Genomic DNA, 19,053 nt, shown 5'->3' with positions numbered 1-19,053 from the left:
GTTAGTGAATGTTAACTGGAATTAGGTCATTCCGCACCTTAGCCCCGCACTACGGCGCCGTACGTTCGCCGCAGGTTCGCCGCGGGCCGTCACGATCGGCACCGGATCGGGTCCGCTATTAGGCTTGAGCCATGAACCGAGCAGACGCCTCAGCCGCCCCTAACTGGTCCTTTCGTGCGGACGAGGCCGCCCGCTCGGTCACCAGGCTTTTCGGGCAGCGGCTGTTCTTCCTGCCCGGCACCCACATTGGCGCCACCCTCCGTCCCTCCGGCCGGCTGAAAAACCTGTCCCGGCCCTGGCACTACTGGTGGCAGGCGCATTACCTGGACTGCCTCGTGGATGCCGGCCGCCGCGAACTCGGCTCGCCGGGGCGTCCCGGCACCAAGTTTGACGGCGAGAACAGGCCCAGCGCCGGCCGGCTCGCCTCCCGGCTGGTCACGGGCATCCGGCTGCGAAACTTCCTCACCGTGGTCAACAACTACTACGACGACATGGCCTGGCTGGCCCTGGCCACGCTCCGGCTGGACAAGCTCGCCGAGGACACCCGCAAAACCACCGGCCGCGAGCGCAACGCCAAGGTCCTGCAGAGCCTGACCCTGCAGTTCGACTCCGCCTCCACGGATGACTTGGGCGGCGGCACGTTCTGGAGCACCAAGCGCGATTTCAAAAACACCCCGGCCACCGCACCGGTGGCCCTCTATTACGCACGGACGGGCAACCCGGCCAAGGCGCAGGCGCTGCTCGACTGGCTCGATGCACGCCTCTACGAGCCGGAACAGGGCCTGTACCGGGACGGGGTGCGGATTACCGGCGCGGGTGACGTGCTGCTGGAAGAGACCATCTACACCTACAACCAGGGGCCGGTCCTCGGTGCCCTGCTGGAACTCGGCGGCGAGGCGAACCTCGGACGGGCGGCCGCGCTGGTGGAGGCCGTGGCGCGCAGCCTCACGCAGCCGGCCCCGCTGCTGGGGCGCACCGTCTCCGTGTTGCGCTGCGAGGGAACGGGCGACGGCGGTCTCTTCACCGGGATCCTCGTGCGCTACCTCGCCCTGGCCGCCCGCGACGAACGGCTGCCTGCCGAGACCCGGAACACGGCGGCGACGCTCGTGAACAACACGGCCGAGGCGCTCTGGGAAGGCCGCCGGATCCTCCCGCCGCAGGACCGCCTCGCCCGGTCGGGCGGCCATCTGGTCTTCTCCGACCGCACCGAGCTGCCGGCGCGGCGCAGCTATCCGGAGGGCGCCGCCGTCGAACTCTCCACCCAACTCCAGGCCTGGATGGTGCTGGAGGCGGCCGCGGCGGCCGCGGCGGCACCCCTCCCGTAGCCCGTTTTCAGCCCGCTACCCCGCCGCTTCAATTACGTCACGCAATAGTTTCGTAATTCCTGTGATCCTGATCACTTAACGGCATCTCAGGTTGGTTGCTTAGGTTTGGCTAACCTACAGTCTTTTGTAGTGAGCATGCCCTAACTTCCCCGCTCACGGGGGGCGGGCACCTCCGACGACTTCCTTGCAGAAAGTAGCCCCATGAAGATCCGCACCAACGCACTGGCGGGCATCGCCTTGGCCGTCACTGCCGCCCTGGGCCTGGCAGCCTGCGGCTCCGGTTCCTCCTCGCAGGCCGGCAGCGCCGCCTCCGGCGAGATCACGGTCTATAACGCCCAGCATGAGTCCCTCACCAAGGAGTGGGTCGACGCCTTCACCGCGGAAACCGGCATCAAGGTCACCCTGCGCCAGGGCGACGACACCGAAATGTCCAACCAGATCGTCCAGGAAGGCCAAGCCTCGCCGGCGGATGTCTTCCTCACCGAGAACTCCCCCGCCATGGCCCAGGTGGAAAACGCCGGCCTGTTCGCGGACGTGGACAAGGCCACCGTGGACCAGGTGCCGGCCGAATTCCGCCCCTCCACCAACAAGTGGACCGGTATCGCGGCCCGCTCCACCGTGCTGGTCTATGACAAGAAGAAGCTGAGCGCGGACAAGCTGCCCAAGTCCATGCTGGACCTGGCCAAGCCCGAGTGGAAGGGCAAGTGGGCGGCCTCGCCGTCGGGCGCCGACTTCCAGGCGATCGTCTCGGCCCTGCTGGAACTCAAGGGCGAAGCCGCCACCCAGGAATGGCTCAAGGGCATGAAGGAGAACGCCAAGGCCTACAAGGGCAACAGCACGGCCATGAAGGCCGTCAACGCCGGCGAAGTGGACGCCGCCCTCATCTACCACTACTACTACTACGGCGACCAGGCCAAGACCGGCGAGAACTCCAATAACGTCACGCCGTTCTACTTCAAGAACCAGGACCCGGGCGCTTTCGTCTCCGTCTCCGGCGGCGGCGTGCTGAAGTCCTCGAAGAACGCCGCAGCGGCCCAGGCCTTCCTGAAGTTCATCACCGGCAAGAAGGGCCAGGAAGTGCTCCAGAAGGGCACGTCCTTCGAATACGCCGTCGGCTCCGGCGTGCCGTCCAACGACAAGCTGGTCCCGCTGAAGGAACTGCAGGCCCCCACTGTGGACCCGGCCAAGCTCAACTCCGCCAAGGTCACCGAGCTGATGACCCAGGCAGGACTGCTGTAACTCCGGTGACGAGCAAGCTGGCGGTCCCCGGTCCATCTGCTGAGGCGATGACGGACACGACGACGGCGGGCAGGGGCAAGCGCCCCCGCCCGCCTTTCGGCGTCTCTGTCGTGTCGATCATGGCGGTCCTCATCGCCTTGTTTTCCCTGGTGCCCCTGGCCTACGTGATCGTCATGACGGGCGCCACCGGGTGGGACACCGCCGTGGCCCTGATCGTCCGCCCCCGGGTGGGGGAGCTCCTGCTGAACACTGTGCTGCTGACCGTGGTGACGGTGCCGCTGTGCCTGGTGCTCGGCGTCGGCGGCGCGTGGCTCGTGGAACGCACCACCCTGGTGGGCCGCAAATGGTGGGCCGTGCTGCTCGCCGCCCCGCTGGCCATCCCCGCCTTCGTCAACAGCTATGCCTGGGTTTCCGCGGTGCCCTCGCTCGGCGGGCTGTGGTCCGGGGTCCTGATCGCCACGCTGTCCTATTTCCCGCTCGTGTACATCCCGGCCGCCGCGACGCTCAGCCGCCTGGACCCGGCCATCGAGCAGTCCGCGGCGTCCCTCGGCCTCGGCGCCTGGCGCGCCTTCTTCCGCGTGGTGCTGCCGCAGCTGCGCGTCGCCATGACCGGCGGCGGGCTGCTGGTCGCGCTGCACCTGCTGGCCGAATACGGCGCCTTCGCGATGATCCGCTTCGACACCTTCACCACCGCGATCATGGTGCAGTACCAGTCCACCTTCAACGGCACGGCCGGGAACATGCTGGCCAGTGTCTTGGTCTTCCTGTGCCTGATCCTGCTGCTCGTGGAGGTCCGCAGCCGCGGCAGTGCCCGGTATGCCAGGATCGGGTCGGGCGCCCAGGCGCGGGCCTTGCGGCTGCCCCTGCACGCCTACCAGGTCCCCGCCCAGCTGTCGCTGCTCGCGCTCACCGGGCTGGCCTTCGGGCTGCCGCTGGCGTTCGTGCTGCGCTGGGTGGTCGCCGGCGGCCCGGATGTCTGGGCCGCCGAGGAGTTCCTGCCGGCCCTGCTGCAGACCCTGGCCTACGGCGTCGCCGCCGCCGTGGCCACCACCGTGGTCGCCTTCCCCATGGCCTATCTGGCCGTGCGGCGTCCCAGCTGGTTCAGCAAGTCCCTGGAGCTGTCCAACTACATCACCAGCTCCATGCCCGGGATTGTGGTGGGCCTGGCCTTCGTGACCGTCAGCATCCGGTTTCTTCCCAGCATGTACCAGACCTCAGCGCTCCTGATCGCGGCGTACGTGCTGCTGTTCCTGCCCAGGGCGCTGGTGAACATCCGCTCCGGGCTGTCCCAGGCACCGAAGGAACTCGACGAGGCCGCCCAGGCGCTCGGCAAGCCGCCGCTGCTGGCCTTCCTCCGGGTGACGCTGCGGCTGACGGCCCCGGCCGCGGCCGGCGGCGCGGCCCTGGTGTTCCTGGGGATCGTCAACGAACTCACCGCCACCTTGCTGCTCTCGCCCAACGGCACCAGCACGCTTGCCACCGAGTTCTGGAGCAAGAGCAGCGAGATTGACTACGCCGGCGCGGCCCCGTACGCGCTGCTGATGATCCTGATCTCCGCACCCATGACCTATCTCCTCTTCCAGCAGTCCAAGAAAGTAGCCGGACAGTGACCGATACCCACCCGTCGCTGGAGGCCCGCTCCCGTCTCCCCGAGCCGCGGATCGCGGCCTCCGTGGCCACCAGCACCAACAGCCACCTGGAGATCGATGCGGTCACCAAGAACTTCGGTTCCCAGGCCGTCCTCAAGGGCGTCAACCTGTCCGTCGCCAGGGGCGGAACGACGGCGATCGTGGGCCCGTCCGGCTCCGGCAAGACCACGCTCCTGCGCCTGATCGCGGGCTTCGAACACCCCGATACCGGCAGCATCTCACTGAACGGCACCAAGGTGGCGGGCGAGAACGCCTGGGTCCCGGCCCACAAACGCCACGTCGGCTACGTGGCCCAGGACGGCGCCTTGTTCCCGCACCTGACGGTCGGGCAGAACATCTCGTTCGGCCTGGACCCGGCCAAGCTCCCGGGCGGCCGCCGGGGCGTCAAGGAACGGGTCACTGAACTGCTGGACATGGTCTCGCTGGACCCGGGCATGGCGAAGCGCCGCCCGCACCAGCTCTCCGGCGGCCAGCAGCAGCGGGTCGCACTGGCCCGGGCCCTGGCCCGCGAGCCCGAGCTCATGCTGCTGGACGAGCCGTTCTCCGCCCTGGACGCGGGCCTGCGGGTGGCCACCCGACGCGCCGTGGGTCAGGTCCTGAAGGACGCCGGCGTCACCACGATCCTCGTCACGCACGACCAGGCCGAGGCCCTGTCCTTCGCCGACCAGGTGGCCGTGATGCGGGGCGGCCGGCTGGCCCAGATCGGCAACCCGTTCGTCGTCTACACCCGCCCGGCGGACCGCGCCACCGCCGAGTTCCTGGGGGACGCCGTCATCCTGGATGCCTGGATGGAAGGCTCCCTGGCCACGTGCTCGCTGGGCGGCATCCCGGTTCGCCGGCCGCCCGCGCAGGGCCGGGTCCAGCTGATGCTCCGGCCCGAACAAATCCGCATTTCCGAGGACGGCCCCATCCGCGGCACCGTGGTGGACACCGACTACTTCGGCCCCGAAACCACCGTGCGGCTCCAGCTTCCGGTCCCGCCGGTCCTTGCCGCGGGCGCCATTCCGGACCACCGCTACCCCGGCGGCGGGGAAATCATCACGATCCGGCACTGGAACGCCTCCATCGCCCGTCCGGGCACGGAGCTGCGGCTCCGCGTGGTGGGCGAGGCCGTCGCCTTCCCGGTGGATGAGCAGCCGTCTCCGTAGGGATGCACTAGTTATAGGGTTGGCGGATGACTGTTCAGCCAGGCCTGCACCGCCAGTATTGCTCCGTAGCCGCCCCCACCCAGCTGTGGCTCGATCCGGACGGCCGCCTGGCCGGTGAGGTCACCCCGCCCGGCGCCGACCTGCCCGGAGCCGGCGATCCCGCCGATCCGGCCGGGTTCACGGGGCTCCTGCACGGCGACACGCGGATGCTCAGCCGGGCCCTCGTGCGCGTCAACGGCCTGGAACCGGAACCGGCCACGGTCGAAACCGAGCCGGGCGGCGTCCTGCGCGTCCGGGGACTCGTCCGGGGCATCCCGGGGCCCACGGAGGATCCCGCGGTCGAGCTCCTGCAGACCTGGACCGTGACGCCCGGCGTGGTGCGGCACAGCCTGCAGCTGCGCACCTCACTTGATTCGCTCGACGTCGAAATCGACGTTGAGCTGGCCGCCGATTTCACCGACATGGCCGACATCCGGCTCAGCCGCTTCCGCGACGCCTCCGGCCCGTTCTCCGCCGATCAGTCGGCGCTGCGCTGGCGGGAGGGCGGCAAGACCCTGACGGTGGGGGCGCCCGGTGCCGTCACCGCGGAAGGCCGCCTCGCCTGGCGCGGCAGCCTGGGCCGGGGCCGTCCATTTGAGGCCGAATGGCAGGCCGTCCTCACGGACGAGGACGGCGCCGTCGTGGCGGCCCGTCCGCCCGCGTCCCGGCCGCCGCGGACCGGTCCTGCCGGTGCGCTGGGCCTGCTCCTGGACAACTCCCTCGATGACGTGGGCGGGCTCCGGCTGGCCACCCGCCAGCTTCCGGATGCCCCCTTCACCGCAGCCGGGGCGCCCTGGTATTTCACGCTCTTCGGGCGGGACTCCCTGTGGGCGGCGCGTCTGCTGCTGCCGCTGGACTCCGGAACGGACAACGGGCTGGCCTCGGGCACGCTGCGGGCCCTGGCCGCGTTCCAAGGCAGCCGGACGGACCCTGCAGCGGCCGAGGAACCCGGCAAGATCCTGCACGAACTCCGGTCCAAGGAGCTGGTGCTGGAGAGCCAAGGCCTGCGCCTGCCGCCGGTGTACTACGGGGCCGTGGATTCCACCCCGCTGTGGCTTTGCCTGCTCGGAGAACTTTGGCGCGCCGGCCGGGACGACGCCGCCGTCCGTTCGCTGCTGCCGAATGCGGCACGCGCCGCCGACTGGCTGCTCGCTGCCGGCGCGGGCAACGGCGGGTTCCTCAGCTACCGGGACGCGACAGGCCACGGCCTGAGCAACCAGGGCTGGAAGGACTCGCGGGACGCCATGCAGTTCCGTGATGGGCGGCAGGCCGACGGGCCGATCGCCCTGTCCGAAGTCCAGGGCTACGCGTACCAGGCGGCGCTGGAAACGGCCGGGCTGTTCGACGCGTACGGGGAACCCGGCGGTCAGGCGCTCCGGGACTTCGCCGCCGCCCTCCGGCTCAGGTTCCGTGAGCGCTTTTGGGTTGAGGACGACGCCGGGCCGTTCCCGGCCATGGCCCTCGACGGGCACGGGGTTCCGCTCGATATCCCGGGCTCGAACATGGGGCACCTGCTGGGCACGGGCATCCTGGACCCGGACGAGGCCCGGCTCGTGGCGGACAGGCTGGTGAGCCCGGAGCTGTTCTCCGGCTACGGCGTGCACACGATCTCACGCCGCGCTGCGGGTTTTTGGCCCTTCAGCTACCACTGCGGCTCGGTCTGGAGCCACGACACCGCCATTGCGATCCGCGGCCTCCTGGCCGACGGTTTCACCGCCGAGGCCCGCGTGCTCGCCGATGGGCTGCTCGCGGCGGCAGCCTCTTTCGGGCACCGGCTGCCGGAGGTCTTCGCCGGGGTCCGGGCCGAGGACTCGTCAGTCGCGGTGCCCTATCCGGCGTCGTGCCACCCGCAGGCGTGGTCCTCAGCGTCGGCTGTGGTGATCGCCCAGGCGATGGGCGTCGCGCTCTGACGGGACTTCCGCCACGGCGACTTCCGCTGCCGGCACGGATGGCGCCACCGGCGCCGTCCGGCCGGCCCTGGCGGCACGCAGCCCGTCGGCCAGGATCACCACTCCGGTGACGGCGAGCGCCAGACCGATGGAAGCCACGACGTCCGTCAGCCAGTGATAGCCCAGGTACAACCGGCTGTAGGCGACCAGCAGCGTCCCGGCCGCCGCCGCCGCGAAGCCGAGTACCGACGTCGTGCGTTTGATCGTCCGCGTGCCGCGGGCCGCCAGCACCAGGTAGCTCAGGACGCCCAGGAAGACCCCGGCACCGAAGGTATGGCCGGAGGGAAAGGACAGGGCGTCGTCCGGGCCCAGCAGGAAATCGCTGGCGGCGGGCCGGCCGCGGCCGATCTCGTGCTTGATCAGCGTGGACACCGCGAAAGTCGCCGCCATGGCACCGATCAGCAGCGCGGGATGCCAGACTTCCCGCTTCCACACCGCCCAGGCCAGGGCGAGCGCACAGCCGATCACGGTCATCGCCACCGGCGAAGTCACCGTGGTCACAGCCGTAAGGAGGGCCGTGGCCAGTGGGTTCCGCGACGCCACGAGGCCGTTATGCACCGGCCCGTCCAGGGCGGCCGCACCGCTGTTGGACTGCACTGCGGCGAGCATGGTCCAGAAGATCGTCTCGCCCGCGATCAGCAGGCCGACTGCCGCGAAGAAGAGCCGCCGCTGGGACGGCCGCGGCGGGCGGGTGGAGGGTCGCTTGGCGCGCTGGGCAAAGAGCATCGCTCTATCCTGCCAGCTGCAACTCCCTGTCGCCCGGATGGCGGCTGGCAATTCTCTGGGAGTTCGGCGCCCCGCGGGCGCCGGCGCGGCGCTATGCCTCCGGAGGCCGCTTGGCCTGCGGGTACGGCGTTTCGAACCGCGTCAGCATCTCCACGAACCCTGCGATCTTCTTTTCCCGCGTGTCGGCCCGCTTGACCCCGTTCGTCCGGTAGATCAGGGCGTACCTGTTCACGGACGTCAGGACCTCGAACATCGCCTGCGCCCGGGGCTCCGCGGCGATGGCCGCCGCGAGATCCTCCGGGACCTCCGCCGTGGCTGACCCCGCGTAGGCGGCCTCCCAGCGCCCGTCCGCCTTGGCGCTGAGAACGGCGGCCTGCCCGGCCGGGGTCATGAGGCCGGCCGCCTCCAGGCGTTCAACCCGCTCCACATTCCGCGCGGACCAGACGCTCTTGGGCCCCCGCCGGGTCATCCGCTGGAACGAACTCTCCCCGTCCCGCCGCCGGCCCTGCCCGTCGATCCAGCCGAAACACAGCGCCTCCTGCAGCGCGGCCTCGTAGTCCAGCTCGGTCACCGAGCCGCCTTTCTTGTGCAGCACGAGCCACACGCCGGGACTGCGCGCATGGTTCTGCTCCAACCAGGCGCGCCACGCGGCGGCATCCTTCACGAGCAATTCCTCGAGTTCTACAGCCATGGCACTATTGTGCTCCGCGGGGCTGACCGGATGCGTGCTTTGGTGGCACCATGTCATGAGGAGCCAAACCTGTCCTCACAAGGAGATCCCATGCTGCGCGTCCGCCCGATCCACTACACCTCCCGCATGGACCAGTGGGAGGGTTTGCTGTCCGCCCTCGGCATGGTGCGGACGGCCCAGGACGGCGACTGGCAGGAGTTCGACGCCGGCTCCGGCCGCCTCGCCCTGCACCGCGTAGCGGCCGGCGCCGGCGGGGGCGGAACCACGCCCGAAGGCAACGCGCTGGATGGCAACGTACTGGACGGCCGGACGGACTTCGGCGTCGAGGTCGGGGACCTCGCAGAGTTCGCGCGGCGCACCAACGCCGCCGGGGTGGAGGAGGGGACGTCTCCGGCGGAGCTGCTCCGGGCCGAGCACGGCGAGACCTGCCGGATTACGGGCGAGGACGGGTTCGGTTTCTTCGCGGACAAGGCCGCCCATGGCGCTCAGTGCGCGGGCGCCGATCCTGCCCTCGCCGTCGTCGAGGTCTGGTTCAGTCCTGACGCGGCTGCTGCCGCCCAAACGCTGCGGAACATGGGTGCCCGGCTGCGCCCGTCCCCGGACGACGACGAAACCGCGGATTTCACGGCGAAGAACGGCGGCGTGCTGATGGTGCGGCCCGCCAGCGGCACGGCCCGCTCCGGCCTGGGTTTTGAATACTCCGGCGATCTCTCCGCGCTGCGGGACCGCCTGGCTGCCGCGGGCCACCAGGTCAGCATGACGGAAGAAGCCTTCGGGAGGAGCCTGCACGTGGCCAACCCCGACGCGGCCGACCTGCCGGACAACCCCAACGGGGCGATGCTCTGGATTACCGAAAAGCGGGCCGGCTGAGACCGCGTCACCATGCCGGCGCACCATGGCGGCTCACCATGACGGATACGCGGGGGACCCGGCCGCCCCGCCACGCGGCGTCGGCCCGTTGTCTCGGGGATGGGGTAGAACTTAACCATGAATGTGCGCACCCCTGACCCGAATCCCGGCTGGCTCTCCGACGACGACTTGTTCGAGGCGCGCGGCAGGCTGCCGATGGTCTATGTCGAGGCCGTTCCGGTCCGGCTGGACCCCCTGGGGTTCGTGAACGAGGTCGGCACCCTGCTGCAGGCCGACGAGGACGGCACCATGGTCCGCTCCCTGGTTTCCGGCCGGGTGCTGTACCGCGAGACCATCCGCGCCGCGCTGCTCCGCCACATGGAGAAGGACCTGGGCCCGCTCGCGTTCCCGCAGCTGCCGGTCAGTCCGGTGCCGTTTACCGTGGCCGAATACTTCCCGTCCCCGTCCCACACCGGCTTCACCGACGACCGCCAGCACGCCGTCGCCCTGGCCTACATCATTCCCGTTACCGGCGAATGCTCCCCGCGCCAGGACGCCCTGGAGCTGACCTGGATGACCCCGCAGGAGGTCATGAGCTCGGACGTTCAGCTGGAATTCAGCGGCGGACGCGGCGCCCTGATCCGGCAGGCCTTGGCCTTCGCGGGAGTCGGCAACTAGCAGGCTCCCCCTGGCCTGCCGCCGCCCCGGGACGCTCGGCGCGTCCCCTGCGTCCCCGACTTCGCGCACCCGATTTTGTAGACTGTAGGGCGGACCGCAAGAGAACTTTAAGGACTCCCGATGACCCACCCCCCAGCCTCCCGGAACTACAGTGAACAGCAGGCTGGATCCCTACGGGCCGGCGACCACCTGATCCTGCCCGACGGGAACCGCTCCGCCGAGGTCTATCAAGTGGACGTCGAAACCGACGATTTCGGCACGCCCGCGATGGTCCTGGCCACCCTCAGCGGCGGCGGCGTGCTGCGGATCGCGGCGGGATCAACTGTCCGGACCACCCCGGATGCCGAGCCCGGCGCGGACACCCCGGAAGCCGCAGGTTTCCTGCCCGCCGGAACCGCTGACGCAACGCCCGCGGAGCACGGTGCCCCCGGAACGTCCGACGAGGACGTGCCCGGCGCCGTCCTGTCCGACGCAGGTTCGTCCGGCGCCGTTTTGCCTGACGCCGTCTTGTCTGACGCCGTTTTGTCTGACACCGCGCCGACCGCCGCCGTCGTCGTTCCGCCCCAGCCTGCGGCGCCGCCCGCGGTGAGCGGTCCCAGCGACGCGGATCTGGCCCTCATCCCTGCCCCGGACGGCACACCGGAGTCTGTCGTGGAAGCCGCGGCCGCGGCCCACCCGGGCGCCGTCGGGGTCCTCCTGCTCAGTGAACGGCTCGCCAAGGGCATCAACACCAAGTCCGGCAGCTGCCTGAAGGATCTCAGCGACCTCGCGCATGACCTGTTCATCACCCTCAAGGACGCCGACAACGCCCTGGCGGTCGCGGACCTGCTCAACGTCCTGCCGTTCGACGGCAACCCGGGCCGCTGGGCCTCGGTGGAGTCCTCCCTGGCGCTGTCCAGCTACATTTGCCGCCAGCTGGGCCAGCCCGAACGCGCCGGGATTTACGAGAAATTCCTCCGCGCGCCGGAGGCCATGGAAGCGGACCCGTTCAAGGCCAGGATCAACGCCAAGGTGCGTCAGCGCTCGCTCAACGAGCCCAACCTGTACGACAAGGAAATCTTCCGCTCGATCGACAACGCGAATCCGGACGCGGAACGCGAATGGCGGCTCCTGCGCCTCGAGGCCCTGCTGGTGCTGCGCGCGCACGGCGGCTCCGAGACCATCGGCGCCGCCGAGCTGGACCGGCGGATCGGCAACGAGCTCGACTCCGTCCGCGCCTGACGTTCGGGGCGTGAGGTCGCGGACGCGAGGTTTTGGAGGGCCCTACCCGTCGCGGGCCCGGAGTTGTAGATTCACCCCATGACGAACAATCTGAGCGTTGTGATCAACTCCGACGCGCAGCAAGTTTGGACCATGCTGCGCGAACCCGCCAAGATCGCCCAATGGCACGGCTGGGTGGCCGATGACCAAGAGGCCGAAATCAACGAAATCTACTTCGGCCCCAATGTGGTCGAAGGCGCGGACCACACCTCCCTGGTGGTCGATGGCGGAGACGTCTTCACCGTGAAACCTGTCCCCACGGGCACGGAGGTCAGCGTCACCCGCGCGGCGATCGACCACAATTCCGAGTGGGCGGCCTGGGATGAGGACATCACCCAGGGCTGGCTGACCTTCCTCCACCAGTTGCGCTTCGCCCTGGAACGGCACCCGAACGGCAGGCGCAGGACCCTCTTCTTCTCCGTACCCGGCTCCGGCGGGTCCGCGATAGAAAAACTCGGGCTCAGCGATGTCCCCTCCCCTGGCGACCCGTATTCGCTCACCCTGCCCACGGGTGAGGAAATCTCCGGCAAGGTGTGGTTCCGCAGCAACCACCAGGTCGGCCTGACGGTCCACAACTACGCCGAGCACGGGGAAGGCCTGCTGATTGTGGCGGACCAGCCCGCGATCGCTGATGTCCGGCCCGACGGCGGATCCCTCGCGATCGTCTCCACCTACGACCTCGGGGCCCACCAGCTGGAGGCAATTCGCAATTACTGGGACAAGTGGCGGGCTGAGAACTACCCCACATCGGATCCCGTCCAATAAGGCAAGAGCTGCGTTAGCTGGCACACTTGAACCGTGCCAGCCAATCCTGACTCCAATCCTTTGCCCGCCGCGGCCGCCGCGCCCGCCCAGCAGTCCGAGTTCTCCTTCCGCGTGGGCAAACGCCTGAGCGAGGCGTGCCCGCCGTCGGCCGGGCAGATTGCCGCCAACGGCGGGGAGTTCCTGGGCCGGACCGGCACCATCACCACCCCGCACGGCGAGATCCAGACCCCGGCGTTCATCGCCGTCGGCACCAAGGCCACGGTCAAATCCGTGCTGCCCGAATCCATCGCCGAGCTCGGCGCCCAGGCCGTGCTGTCCAACGCCTACCACCTGTACCTGCAGCCGGGCGCGGACATCCTGGACGAGGCCGGCGGCCTGGGGGCGTTCATGAACTGGCATGGGCCCACGTTCACCGACTCCGGCGGCTTCCAGGTGATGAGCCTGGGCTCGGGGTTCAAAAAGGTCATCGACATGAAATCGGTCGACCATTCGGGGCCGGACGACGCCGTGGCCCCCGGCAAGGAACGCCTGGCCCACGTGGACGAGGAAGGCGTGTGGTTCAAGAGCCACCTCAACGGCGACCGGCACCGCTTCAGCCCCGAGATCTCGATGAACGTCCAGCACCAGATCGGCGCGGACATCATGTTCGCGTTCGACGAGCTCACCACGCTGCAGAACTCCCGCGGCTACCAGGAGGAGTCCCTGGAGCGGACCCGGCGCTGGGCCGAGCGCTGCATCACCGAGCACTTCCGGCTCACGAACGAGCGCGCCGGCAAGCCCTACCAGGCGCTGTTCGGCGTGATCCAGGGCGCCCAGTACGAGGACCTGCGCCGCAAGGCCTGCCGCGACCTCGGCGCGATGAACTTTGACGGCTTCGGCATCGGCGGCGCGCTGGAGAAGGAGAACCTCGGCACGATCGTGCGCTGGTGCAACGAGGAGCTGCCGGAGAACAAGCCGCGGCACCTGCTGGGCATCTCCGAACCGGACGACATCTTCACCGCCATCGAAAACGGCGCGGACACCTTCGACTGCGTCTCCCCCACCCGGGTGGCCCGCAACTCGGCGTTCTACCACCCCACCGGCCGCTACAACCTCTCCGGCGCCAAGTACAAGCGCGACTTTGGCCCGCTGCAGGAAGGCTGCGACTGCTACGCCTGCCTGAACTACTCCCGCGCCTACATCCACCACCTGTTCAAGGCCAAGGAGATGGTCTCGGCCACGCTGATCTCCATCCACAACGAGCGCTTCGTGGTGAAGATGGTGGACGACGCCCGGCTCGCCATCGAGGCCGGCAACTTCTTCGAGTTCAAGGCCGAGACCCTGGGGCAGTACTACTCGTAGGGCATCCTGGCCTCGGTCCGGGTCTTCATCTGCGCCGGAACCTCTTCGGATATCCTGACGGCATGCTCATTGAGATTCCTGCCGCAGACGGCACTGCCGAGGCCCTGGTGGCCCGCCCCTCGACCGGCGCGGGCCCGTTCCCGGGTGTCATCCTCTACATGGACGCCTTCGGCCTGCGCCCCCGCATCCAGGACATGGCGCAGCGCATCGCCGACTGGGGCTACGTCGTGCTGGCCCCCAACGTCTTCTACCGCGAAGGGACGGCAGCCGAGCTGGCTCCGGAATCGGACATGAGCACCCAGGAGGGCCGCGAGGCGGCCGGGGCGGCGGCGTTCCCGCGGGTCGGACGCCTCACCACGGACAAGGCGCTGCCCGACCTCGCTGCGTGGGTGGACGCGCTGGGCAGCCTCGGCGGCGTCGCCCCCGGCCCGATCGGCGTCGTCGGCTATTGCATGGGCGCACGGCTCGCTGTGCGCACGGCAACGGCCCACCCGGACGCGGTGGCAGCCTGCGGCGGCTTCCACGGCGGCGGTCTCGCGACCGCCGACCCGGACAGCCCGCATCTCGGACTCGGCAATGCCCGCGCCCGGTTCGTCTTCGGCCACGCCGACCATGACCAGAGCATGGGTCCCGACGCCGTTGCCCGGCTGGGTGAGGCCCTGGACGCGGCCGGGCTGGAGGCCGTCAACGAGATCTACGCGGGGGCACCGCACGGCTATTCGATGGCGGACACCTCCGCGTTCCATGCGGAGGCCACGGAACGGCACTTCCGCGAACTCCGCGAGCTTCTTGACGGGACGCTCAAAGCCTGACGGAAGCATCCCGCCGCTGCGCGACGCCCCAGCTGCGTCTCCGGCTCGCGGGTTTCCTGGCCGTCAGTTCGTGAGGCGCAGCGACGCCGTGAGCGCCGCGTCGGCTGACACGGCCGCCCTGTTCGCGGCCAACGACACCATGGCCCTGGGCGCCTTCGCCGCCGCCAAGGCCCGCGGCTTGTCCGTCCCGGCGGATCCCTCCGTGATCGGCTCCCGGACGACGTCTCTTGGCGCAGGCTTCCCGCGATTCAACGCGGCCGTGCCCCCGCACTACCCGTCCGGCACAAAACGTTCACACTGTAAACGCTCCGGGCGTGGTGGCAGGATGGGGCCATGAAGTGGACCCATGCCTGACACCGCGGTTTCCACGCGCGCCCTCGTCAAGCGGTACCGCGACGTCACCGCCGTCGACTCGCTCAACCTCGACGTCCGCCGCGGCGAAATCTACGGGTTCCTCGGCAGGAACGGGGCGGGTAAAACGACCAACATTCGCATGCTGCTCGGCCTGATCCGACCGAGCGGCGGAGAGGTGACCGTCCTCGGCCGGCGCATCATCCCTGGCGAGACGGGCGTGTTCGCCCGCGTCGGCTTCCTCGTTGAGACCGCGACCGCCTACCCCAACCTCACCGTGCGCGAGAACCTCGACATCCAGCGCCGGCTCACCGGTTCGCCGCCCCAGTCGGTCGCCGACTCGATTGCGCTGCTGCGCCTCGATTCTTACGCCAACCGGCGCTCCGGGCAACTCTCGCTCGGCAACAAGCAGCGCCTCGCCCTCGCCCGCGCGCTGCTGCACTCCCCCGAGCTGCTCGTGCTCGACGAGCCCGCCAACGGTCTCGATCCGGCCGGTATCGTTGAGATCCGCGAGCTGCTCCGCTCGCTCGCCGACGACCGCGGCGTCACGGTCTTCATGTCGAGCCACATCCTCGCCGAGGTCGCCCACCTGGCCGACCGTATCGGCATCGTCCACGACGGCCGCCTCCTCGAGGAGTCGTCGCGCGAGGAACTCGCCGCGAACGCACGCGCCTTCGCGGCCGACGCCTACACCCCGGAAGAGCGCGAGCAGGCGCTGCTCACACTGGATCTGGAGCGCTACTTCCTCGCGCGCACGGGCGATGCGCGCACGGGCAATGACCCCAAGAGCGGCGCTTCGTCCACGGGCGGCGCGGCCTGATGATCGGTCAGGTTTTCGCCACCGAGTTCATGAAGCTCCGCCGCGCCAAAGCGACGTGGGCCACCCTGGCGGTGCTGGCACTGATGCCCCTCGGCATCGCGCTCTTCATGTGGATCGTGCGCGAACCGGGGCGGGCGGCCCAGCTGGGGCTTCTGGGCACCAAAGCGAGCCTCGCCGGGCTCGAGGCGACGTGGCCCGAATATTTCTACATGCTCACGCTGGTCTTCGGCGTCGGCGGGATGCTGCTGCTGGCGTTCATCGTCGCCTACCTGTTTGGCCGGGAGTACCGGGATGCCACCGCCAAGAACATGCTCGCCTTGCCCGTGGCCCGTCACTGGTTCGCCGTCGCCAAGCTGGCGGTCGCTGCGTTGTGGTGGATGGCGCTTATCGTTCTCGTCCTCGTCGAGGCGATGGCGATCGGACTGGCGTTGGGGCTCCCAGGGTTCTCGGCGGAGCTGGCCGCGGCCGGAATCACTAACGTGTTGCTCGCCGCGACGATCTCGTTCCTGCTCGCGCCCGTGGTCGCCTGGATCGCCGTGTGGAGCCGCGGCGAAGTGGCTCCCATCGCCTTCTCGCTCGTGATGCTGGCCCTGGGCAATCTGTTCGGCAAGACCGGCTGGGCGGAGTGGTTCCCCTATTCGATCGTCCCACTGTTGATCGGCATGGTGGCCGACCCTGTAGGCACGCTCCCGGCGGGCAGCTACTGGGTGCTCGCCGGGACGTTCGTAGCGGGCACCGCAGCCACGATCCTGCAACTGCGGTTCGCCGACAACGCCCAGTAGCCCGGGCCCGGCACCAGCGCCAGTAGCACCGCCAGCCCTAACGACGACGGCGGGCCGCCGGCTCCCGGAACGCACGTCCCTGGCCGGCGGGCCGCCGTCGTTCTCCTCCGCGGTATTCACCGCGTGGTGGTTCTAGCGGCGCGAAGCGTCGATGAGGGCGTTGTCCTCGCCAGCGTCCTTGCTCGTGTCTTTGCCCGCACCCGACGCCCACGCGTGACCCTGTTCGTGGTCCAGGTGGGTGGACTTCTTGTTCCTCAGCGCGAAGATGTAGACCAGCAGGGAGATGCCGATCGCCACAGTGACGTAGGTGAAGAAGAGTTCTTCCTGGCCGGCCTTCTGCAGCGCCGCGCCGATCAGCGGGACGGTGCCGCCGAAGAGGGAGTTGGCAATCGCGTAGCCCAGGCCGACGCCGAGGGCCCGGATCGACGCCGGGAAGAGCTCCGCCTTCACCAGGGCGTTGATGGAGGTGTAGCCGCCCACGATCAGCAGACCGCCCATCATGAGCAGGAATGCCGTGAACGGATCCTTGGTGCCGGCGAGGGCGGACAGGAGCGGCCAGGTGAACAGGACGCCGGTGATGCCGAACCAGAGCAGCAAGGGCTTGCGGCCCACCTTGTCCGAGATGATGCCGTAGACCGGCTGGAGCAGCATGAAGATGAACAGCGCCCAGAAGTTGATGACCGAGGTGTCGGTCTTGGCGATGCCGGAGGTATCGTTCATGAACTTCAGGATGAAGTTGGTGTACGTGTAGAACGCCACCGTGCCGCCGAGCGTGATCCCGATGCAAATCATGAGCGGCTTCCAGTAGCTGGTGAACAGCAGCTTCATGGTGCCCGGCTGCGCCTCGCCCGGCACCGTGGGGGCCTTGGCGGCTTCAATCTGTTCGGCCGAGAGGGTCTCCTCCATGGAGCGCCGCAACCACAGGACCACCAGTGCGGCCACGCCGCCCACCGCGAACGGGATCCGCCAGCCCCACTCGCTCAGTTCCGCCTTGGGCATGGCGTTTTGCAGGATGACCAGGACCAGCAGGGCCAGCATCTGGCCGCCGATCAGCGTCACGTACTGGAAGCTGGAGAAGAAGCCGCGGCGCTTGGTAGTGGCGGCCTCGGACATGTAGGTGGCGCTGGTGCCGTACTCACCGCCCACCGAGAAGCCCTGGATCACGCGGATGAGCACCAGCAGGATCATGGCCCACAGGCCGATCACATCCTGGGTGGGCAGCACGGCGACGGCGAAGGAGCCTGCCGACATCATGGTCACGCTCAGTGTCAGGGCGGCCTTGCGGCCCCTGCGGTCGGCGTACCGGCCGAAGAACCAGGCGCCGATCGGGCGCATGAGGAACGACGTCGAGAACACGGCCATCGCCTCGAGGCCGGCCTGGAGCTCGTCCTTGGAGTTGAAGAAGTGCGCCTGGAAGTAGGCCGCGAAGACGGTGTAGACGTAGAGGTCGTACCACTCGACGAGGTTTCCGGCCGAGCCTTTGAGGATGTTGCCGACGGCTTTTCGGGTCTGCGCCGCTTCGGACAGTTGGGTGCTCATCAATGAACCTTCCTGGATCCGGCGCCGCCTGCAAGCAACACCGCCCGCCACCCTAGTCCGGGTGATCCGGAACACTCGGGTTTTGTTCATATTGTTCATGGAATGGCTGTTCAACAGCACAATGCGGGCGGATTTGGCGGGATGGCAGGATGGGACCATGACTTCTACCGCATTCGACTCCACCGCCCGAGCGGTTGGCGCTGCTGCTTCCGAACCAGCTTCCGATACAGCTGACGCTGTTGCTCCCGCTACCGCATCCTCTCCCGCCGTCGCGCTGACCATCGCAGGCTCAGAAGCGACCGGCGGCGCCGGCGCGCAGGCTGACCTGAAGACGTTCCAGGAACTCGGCGTCTTCGGGATCGCGAACCTGACCTGCATCGTGTCCTTCGACCCCAAGGACAACTGGAACCACCGCTTCGTCCCGGTGGACCCGCACGTCATCGCGGACCAACTGGAGGCGACGACGGCGGCCTACGGCGCCGCGTCCGGCGCACCGGCGGTGCTGGACACCGTGAAGATCGGCATGCTGGGCAGCCCCGCGACGATCTCGACCGTGGCCTCGGCGCTGGCCGGCGGGCAGTTCGCCAACGTGGTGCTGGATCCGGTGCTGATCTGCAAGGGCCAGGAGCCGGGCCACGCCCTGGACACCGACCAAGCGCTCAAGTCCCAGATCCTGCCGCTGGCCACCTTCGTCACGCCCAACCACTTCGAGGCCGAGTCGCTCTCCGGACTGGACATCACCGACGTCGAGTCGCTCAAGGCCGCCGCGGTCCGCATCCATGAGCTCAGCGGCGCCGCGGTACTCGCCAAGGGCGGCGTGCGGCTGGAAGGCCCCGACGCCGTCGACGTCTACTACGACGGCGAAACGCTGGAAGTCCTGTCTGCCCCGAAGGTGGGCGACGTGGCCGTGTCCGGCGCGGGGTGCTCGCTGGCCGCCGCGGTGACGGCAGAGCTGGCCAAGGGCGCGACGCCGCTGGCGGCAGCCCGGACGGCCAAGGAGTTCGTGACCGCGGGAATCCGGAACCGGGTGGCCTCGGGTGCCCCGTTCGACGCCCTCTGGCAGGGCGGCCCGCGCTAACCCGTCAGATGC

18 protein-coding genes are annotated in these 19,053 nt (G+C 69.0%); 15 read left to right on the top strand and 3 right to left on the bottom strand.

What is annotated here, in order from left to right; all coding sequences use genetic code 11:
- Window positions 1-131: 131 nt before the first annotated feature.
- From AB4Y72_RS09300 to AB4Y72_RS09280, 5 genes are all read left to right on the top strand, one after another.
- The gene (locus tag AB4Y72_RS09300; RefSeq protein WP_441425875.1) at window positions 132-1,325 is read left to right on the top strand and encodes a glycoside hydrolase family 76 protein; all 1,194 of its coding nucleotides are present in this window, start codon (window positions 132-134) and stop codon (window positions 1,323-1,325) included.
- Window positions 1,326-1,526: 201 nt separating this feature from the next.
- Window positions 1,527-2,564 (top strand): iron ABC transporter substrate-binding protein, encoded by a 1,038-nt coding sequence (locus AB4Y72_RS09295; RefSeq protein WP_441425874.1) that lies wholly within the window; start codon window positions 1,527-1,529, stop codon window positions 2,562-2,564.
- Between the two features lie 47 nt (window positions 2,565-2,611).
- Window positions 2,612-4,174 carry an ABC transporter permease gene (locus AB4Y72_RS09290; RefSeq protein WP_441425873.1) on the top strand — a complete coding sequence of 521 codons (1,563 nt, stop codon included), beginning with the start codon at window positions 2,612-2,614 and terminating at the stop codon, window positions 4,172-4,174.
- A 50-nt stretch (window positions 4,175-4,224) separates the two neighbouring features.
- The gene (locus tag AB4Y72_RS09285) at window positions 4,225-5,361 is read left to right on the top strand and encodes an ABC transporter ATP-binding protein (protein ID WP_441426003.1); all 1,137 of its coding nucleotides are present in this window, start codon (window positions 4,225-4,227) and stop codon (window positions 5,359-5,361) included.
- A 26-nt stretch (window positions 5,362-5,387) separates the two neighbouring features.
- The gene (locus tag AB4Y72_RS09280; RefSeq protein ID WP_441425872.1) at window positions 5,388-7,310 is read left to right on the top strand and encodes a glycogen debranching N-terminal domain-containing protein; all 1,923 of its coding nucleotides are present in this window, start codon (window positions 5,388-5,390) and stop codon (window positions 7,308-7,310) included.
- Here AB4Y72_RS09280 and AB4Y72_RS09275 read toward each other — a convergent pair.
- Both AB4Y72_RS09275 and AB4Y72_RS09270 read right to left on the bottom strand, forming a co-directional pair.
- The gene (locus AB4Y72_RS09275) at window positions 7,263-8,075 is read right to left on the bottom strand and encodes a phosphatase PAP2 family protein (protein WP_441425871.1); all 813 of its coding nucleotides are present in this window, start codon (window positions 8,073-8,075) and stop codon (window positions 7,263-7,265) included. The two genes, AB4Y72_RS09280 and AB4Y72_RS09275, sit on opposite strands and share 48 nt — an antisense overlap.
- Before the next feature lie 91 nt (window positions 8,076-8,166).
- The gene (locus AB4Y72_RS09270; protein WP_441425870.1) at window positions 8,167-8,766 is read right to left on the bottom strand and encodes a YdeI/OmpD-associated family protein; all 600 of its coding nucleotides are present in this window, start codon (window positions 8,764-8,766) and stop codon (window positions 8,167-8,169) included.
- 90 nt (window positions 8,767-8,856) lie between these two features.
- Here AB4Y72_RS09270 and AB4Y72_RS09265 point away from each other — a divergent pair, with 90 nt between their 5' ends.
- From AB4Y72_RS09265 to AB4Y72_RS09225, 9 genes are all read left to right on the top strand, one after another.
- Window positions 8,857-9,636, top strand: a complete 780-nt coding sequence (locus tag AB4Y72_RS09265) for a VOC family protein (protein WP_441425869.1) — start codon at window positions 8,857-8,859, stop codon at window positions 9,634-9,636.
- A 117-nt stretch (window positions 9,637-9,753) separates the two neighbouring features.
- Window positions 9,754-10,293 (top strand): NUDIX hydrolase family protein, encoded by a 540-nt coding sequence (locus AB4Y72_RS09260; protein WP_441425868.1) that lies wholly within the window; start codon window positions 9,754-9,756, stop codon window positions 10,291-10,293.
- A gap of 120 nt (window positions 10,294-10,413) precedes the next feature.
- Window positions 10,414-11,514 carry a DUF6707 family protein gene (locus AB4Y72_RS09255; RefSeq protein WP_441425867.1) on the top strand — a complete coding sequence of 367 codons (1,101 nt, stop codon included), beginning with the start codon at window positions 10,414-10,416 and terminating at the stop codon, window positions 11,512-11,514.
- A gap of 78 nt (window positions 11,515-11,592) precedes the next feature.
- Window positions 11,593-12,318 (top strand): SRPBCC domain-containing protein, encoded by a 726-nt coding sequence (locus AB4Y72_RS09250; RefSeq protein WP_441425866.1) that lies wholly within the window; start codon window positions 11,593-11,595, stop codon window positions 12,316-12,318.
- A gap of 33 nt (window positions 12,319-12,351) precedes the next feature.
- The gene (tgt, locus tag AB4Y72_RS09245) at window positions 12,352-13,659 is read left to right on the top strand and encodes a tRNA guanosine(34) transglycosylase Tgt (RefSeq protein WP_441425865.1); all 1,308 of its coding nucleotides are present in this window, start codon (window positions 12,352-12,354) and stop codon (window positions 13,657-13,659) included.
- Window positions 13,660-13,721: 62 nt separating this feature from the next.
- Complete coding sequence (locus AB4Y72_RS09240; RefSeq protein ID WP_441425864.1) at window positions 13,722-14,471, top strand: dienelactone hydrolase family protein; 750 nt, start codon at window positions 13,722-13,724, stop codon at window positions 14,469-14,471.
- An 88-nt stretch (window positions 14,472-14,559) separates the two neighbouring features.
- Window positions 14,560-14,808, top strand: coding sequence for a substrate-binding domain-containing protein (locus tag AB4Y72_RS09235; protein WP_441425863.1), 249 nt, complete (start codon window positions 14,560-14,562; stop codon window positions 14,806-14,808).
- A gap of 9 nt (window positions 14,809-14,817) precedes the next feature.
- The gene (locus tag AB4Y72_RS09230; protein ID WP_441425862.1) at window positions 14,818-15,642 is read left to right on the top strand and encodes an ABC transporter ATP-binding protein; all 825 of its coding nucleotides are present in this window, start codon (window positions 14,818-14,820) and stop codon (window positions 15,640-15,642) included.
- Window positions 15,642-16,424: an ABC transporter permease gene (locus tag AB4Y72_RS09225; RefSeq protein ID WP_441425861.1), complete on the top strand. Its 783-nt coding sequence runs from the start codon at window positions 15,642-15,644 to the stop codon at window positions 16,422-16,424. The genes AB4Y72_RS09230 and AB4Y72_RS09225 overlap by 1 nt, the downstream gene beginning before the upstream one ends.
- A gap of 132 nt (window positions 16,425-16,556) precedes the next feature.
- On the opposite strand, the gene AB4Y72_RS09220 is transcribed toward AB4Y72_RS09225, so the two are convergent.
- Window positions 16,557-17,963, bottom strand: coding sequence for an MFS transporter (locus tag AB4Y72_RS09220; protein WP_441425860.1), 1,407 nt, complete (start codon window positions 17,961-17,963; stop codon window positions 16,557-16,559).
- 157 nt (window positions 17,964-18,120) lie between these two features.
- Between AB4Y72_RS09220 and AB4Y72_RS09215 the strand changes: the two genes are divergently transcribed.
- A complete protein-coding gene (locus AB4Y72_RS09215; RefSeq protein ID WP_441425859.1) occupies window positions 18,121-19,041 on the top strand; it encodes a hydroxymethylpyrimidine/phosphomethylpyrimidine kinase in 921 nt (306 codons plus the stop codon).
- The last annotated feature ends 12 nt before the right edge of the window (window positions 19,042-19,053 follow it).

The sequence above is a fragment of the Arthrobacter sp. YAF34 genome (genome assembly GCF_052113245.1).
In the GTDB taxonomy this organism is placed as follows: domain Bacteria; phylum Actinomycetota; class Actinomycetes; order Actinomycetales; family Micrococcaceae; genus Arthrobacter.
The sequence above is the reverse complement of the archived record's forward strand: the minus strand, read 5'-3'. Positions and strand labels throughout refer to the sequence as shown.